Raw genomic sequence first — 3,982 nt, 5'->3', positions numbered from 1 at the left:
CGGCCGCGTGCGGAACGGCGTGCCGGCACCGGCGGCGACAAGTCCCGCGGCATCCGCCCACGAGCGCAGCCGCGCGCGGAACGCGAGCACCGCGTCGAGCCCCTCGGCCGCCGACGACAGCACCGGCGAGCCGAACTCGAGCTGCGACGGGAAGAACTCCGTGCCCACCACCCCGCCCCCGTGAGCGCGCAGCGCCTCGACCGCCTCGGGAGCGCGGTCGGTCGCGATGAGGGTGGAAGGGTCCAGGAGGACGAACTCCTCTTCGACCCCGAAGGTCGGCGGGGCTGCTGTGGCGCGAGGGTGCATGCCCTCACTGTCGCGGTCCCCACCGCGCCGCGGAACGGGCTTGACACGCGTCCCCGGCGACTGTGCTGAGCCGGGGCGCGCCGGGCCTCCGCGCGCGCCCGGAAGACGGCGTCAGAGCGTGGCGGCGAGCGGGTCGAAGTCCGCCGGCAGCGATCCGACCTCGTCGAGCGTGCTCGCGACCTCGACGAAGCTGCGCGACTGGGCTGCCTCCTCGATCGACAGCAGCGTGTCGAGCACGTGGTAGCCGAACTCGCCCGTCGCGACGTGCGGGCGCCCCTCGCGGATCGCGCGCGCCATGTCGAGCAGGCCGAGGCCGCGGCCGGCGAGCACGCCCTCCTGCGGCACCTGGATGACCTCCTGCTCGCGCACCGACACGTCGGTGAGCGGCCGGGTGATCGTGATGTCGCCGCCGAACGTGTTCGGGTCGGGAATCACCAGGGTTCCCTCGGTGCCGTTGATCTCGACGATGCCGTGGCGCAGCAGCGGCGAGTCGGTGCTGTACAGGCTCTGCGCCTGGCCGCCCTGCTCGAACTCCATCAGCACCGACAGCGTCGACGGGATCTCCACCGGGAACTCCACGCCGGCGAGCTCTCCGGACTTCGCCGCACGGGTCGGGACGCCCTGCAGGCCGAGGGCCGCGACCGATGCGACCGCGCCGAACACGTGCACCAGCGTGGAGACGTAGTAGGGGCCCATGTCGAGAAGCGGCCCGGCGCCCTTCGCGTAGAGGAACGCGGGGTTCGGGTGCCACAGCTCCGGCCCCTGCCACTGGAACGTCGTGGTCGCGAACAGCGGGCGCCCGATGTCGCCGCGCGCGATCGCGCGCTTGGCGGTCTGCACCCCCGGTCCGAGCACGGTGTCGGGCGCGACGCCGAGTCGCAGGCCCGCGGCCTCCGCCGTCGAAAGCAGTCGCTGCGACTCCTCGCGATCGATGCCGATCGGCTTCTCGGTCCACACGTGCTTGCCCGCCGCGATGATCGCTTCGGACACCTCCACATGCACGGCGGGGACGGTCAGGTTGACGACGATCTCGATGTCGGGGTCGCCGAGCACGACGTCGACGCCTCCGGCCCGCGGCACGCCGTACTTCTCGGCCTGGGCGCGGGCGCGGTCCTCGAGCAGGTCGCCGATGGCGAGCACCCGCACGTCGGGAAAGCTCGTGAGGTGCGTGAGGTACTGGTCGCTGATGTTGCCCGCGCCGATGAGCCCGACGCCGACGGGCGCGCTCGCCGCCGCCATCAGCGGGCCGCCCTCTCGGCGAGCTTCTCGTCGAGGAACACGCGGCTCTGCTCGATCGCGTCGTACAGATCGCCCGGGTAGTGGTCGAACTCGACGATGGCCACTTCGAGGGCGGATGCCGCGGCCAGCGCCTCCTCGAGCGGCACGGCGCCCTGGCCTGCCGCGACCTGGTCGGCCGGCGGGTAGGCCGCGACGGCCTCGGGGTCGAGCGTGCCGTCCTTGACGTGGACGGCGATCACGCGGTCGCCGAGCGTGCGCAGCAGCGCAGGGGAGTCGACGCCGGCGCGCGCGACCCAGTACAGGTCGACCTCGAGCACGACGCGGGGGTCGAGCAGGCCGGCAAGCACCTCGAGGCCGGTCCTGCCGTCGAAGGTCGCCTCGAGTTCGTGGGCGTGGTTGTGATAGCCGACACGGATGCCGAGCCCGGCGCCGATCTCGGCGGCGGCGTTCAGCAGGCGCGCGGTCTCTTCGATCTGCTCGATGCTCTGCCAGCGGGCGGGCTCGGTGTAGGGGTCGATGACGGTGGTCATGCCCAGCGTCTGCGCGGCCTCGAAGACGGCCTCGGGTGCGGGGACGGGGACCGTCGTGCCGCTGCCGTCGGGGTTCACGAAGGAGGTCGACGCGAGGAACGCGTGGCCGGTCGGCGCGGCGAGCCCGTGCGCCTTCAGCGCGGCGGCGAGGGGCTCGGCGCGGCGCACGAAGTCATACGGCTCGACCGCGGTGAAGCCGCGGGCCGAGACCGCGGCGAGCGTGCCGTCGAGGTCGGCCTCGAGCGCGGTGTTGACAGTGAACAGCTGGATGGATGTCTGGACCGGCATCGGTCGCGCTCCTTCGTGTCTGCGGCGACGGCGTGGCGACGGTGGGGCAGGGCTCCCGTCCGTCGGGGCACGACGATAGCACAAACCTCCACGCGGAGGTTTTGATCTGGGTAGGATGGCGCGCATGCCGCAGGAGCGCCCCCCAGCCGCGCGCGGCTCGTACGCCAAGGGCGTCGCCCGGCGCCAGGAGATCCTGGATCGCGCGATCGAGGTGTTCGCCCGCCGCGGGTCCGACAAGACGAGCCTGCGGGCCATCGCCGAGGCGGTGGGCGTCACTCACGCGGGCCTCAAGCACTACTTCGGCTCGCTCGAAGAGCTGCTGGTCGCCGTCTATCGCGAGTCCGAGCGACACGAGGGGCCGGAGGACACGAAGAACCCCGAGGCCACCCCGGTCGAGCTCATGCGCGACTGGACCGAGGCGAACCACGAGGTGCCCGGCCTCGTGCAGCTGTACTCGACGCTCGTCGCGACGGCGCTCGAGGAGGGGCATCCCGCGGCCCGCGAGTTCGCGACCGAGCGCTTCGCCCGCTCGCGCCGCGAGCTCGCCGAACGCGTGCGGCACAACCAGGAGTCCGGGCGGATCCGTGCCGACGTCGACCCCGAAGCGGTCGCCGCACTCGTGATCGCGGCATCCGACGGTCTCCAGACCCAGTGGCTGCTCGACGCCGAAGCGCCGCAGGACGCCGCGCTGGAGCTGCTCGAGCGGCTGCTGACGCCGCGTCAGGGCTGAGACTCGAACGTCTCAGGCGAGATCGAACAGATCGGCCGATCCCATGACCTTGACCGGGTCGATGCGGACGACGACGCGCTTCGGGTTCACCCGCGGAGGGCGATAGCGGTCGGCGTACAGCGCCACGGCGCGGGCGACCGCGTCGGGCTCGCGCTCGATCGTCGCATGACCGGCGATGCTCAGCCAGCTGGGGCCGGCGACCTGCGCGACCGTCGCGCGCGGGTCGCGCTCGACGTTGCGGACCTTCTGGCTGTCGCCTGATGTGATGATGCGGACGACGCCACCGTCGACCGTGAAGCCGACGGCGACCACGTGGATGCCGCCGTCCCGGGCCATCGTCGACAGGGTCGCGAGGTGGTGGTCCGCCACGAACCGGGTGCCGTCGTCGTTCAAGGAGGCGAGGCTGCGCATCCGTCCATCCTCCCTCGCGAGCGGGGCTACCGGACCGAGCACGAGGAGAGCAGGCCGGTCAGGAACGAAAGCGTCCCGGTCTTCGGCGAGGACTCCCATCCGCCCGGGCCCACCGCATACAACGAGAACGTCCCGGTGCCGAGACCGAGGAGTCCGGAGCTCAGTGTGACGCTGGTGGCGTTCGCAGCCAGCACCCCCGACCCATTGAGCGACCCCGTCACCGTCCAGCGATACGAGCTGCGCGTGAGACCGCCGGTCGGAGCGCTCCACGAGAAGGTGACAGGCGCCAGGATCAGCAGCCCCGTCGCGCACGTCATGTTGGGTGGCGGCATCACCGTGCCCGCTTGCAGCGTCGCGTCGCTCGCGACCTCGCGGTGGGTCCACGCCGCCTCGGTCGGCGCCGGCGCGAGCGCGCCGGCGCACAGCGCTCCCGCGAGGATCAGCGCTGCCGCACCGACGGTCCGCGCGCGGTTCACGT

6 protein-coding genes are annotated in these 3,982 nt (G+C 72.4%); 1 reads left to right on the top strand and 5 read right to left on the bottom strand.

The genetic code is table 11. From position 1 onward, the window contains the following. From EIO58_RS13990 to EIO58_RS13980, 3 genes are all read right to left on the bottom strand, one after another. On the bottom strand, positions 1-306 hold a 306-nt coding region (locus tag EIO58_RS13990; protein WP_240658856.1), incomplete at its 3' end, for a glutamate-cysteine ligase family protein. 111 nt (positions 307-417) lie between these two features. Further along, the gene (locus tag EIO58_RS13985) at positions 418-1,545 is read right to left on the bottom strand and encodes a Gfo/Idh/MocA family protein (RefSeq protein ID WP_127820050.1); all 1,128 of its coding nucleotides are present in this window, start codon (positions 1,543-1,545) and stop codon (positions 418-420) included. Beyond that, a complete protein-coding gene (locus tag EIO58_RS13980; protein WP_127820049.1) occupies positions 1,545-2,363 on the bottom strand; it encodes a sugar phosphate isomerase/epimerase family protein in 819 nt (272 codons plus the stop codon). Before EIO58_RS13980 ends, EIO58_RS13985 begins: the two co-directional genes overlap by 1 nt. Before the next feature lie 124 nt (positions 2,364-2,487). Here EIO58_RS13980 and EIO58_RS13975 point away from each other — a divergent pair, with 124 nt between their 5' ends. Beyond that, positions 2,488-3,093 (top strand): TetR/AcrR family transcriptional regulator, encoded by a 606-nt coding sequence (locus EIO58_RS13975; protein WP_127820048.1) that lies wholly within the window; start codon positions 2,488-2,490, stop codon positions 3,091-3,093. A gap of 12 nt (positions 3,094-3,105) precedes the next feature. Here EIO58_RS13975 and EIO58_RS13970 read toward each other — a convergent pair whose 3' ends face one another. Beyond that, complete coding sequence (locus EIO58_RS13970) at positions 3,106-3,504, bottom strand: PPOX class F420-dependent oxidoreductase (protein WP_127820047.1); 399 nt, start codon at positions 3,502-3,504, stop codon at positions 3,106-3,108. A gap of 26 nt (positions 3,505-3,530) precedes the next feature. After that, a partial coding sequence (locus tag EIO58_RS18880; RefSeq protein WP_164861715.1) for a hypothetical protein occupies positions 3,531-3,982 on the bottom strand: 452 nt, incomplete at its 5' end.

It is taken from the genome of Microbacterium sp. CPCC 204701, assembly GCF_004010105.1.
Classification (GTDB): domain Bacteria; phylum Actinomycetota; class Actinomycetes; order Actinomycetales; family Microbacteriaceae; genus Microbacterium.
Note: the sequence above shows the minus strand (reverse complement) of the source record. Positions and strands in the feature narration are given on the sequence as shown.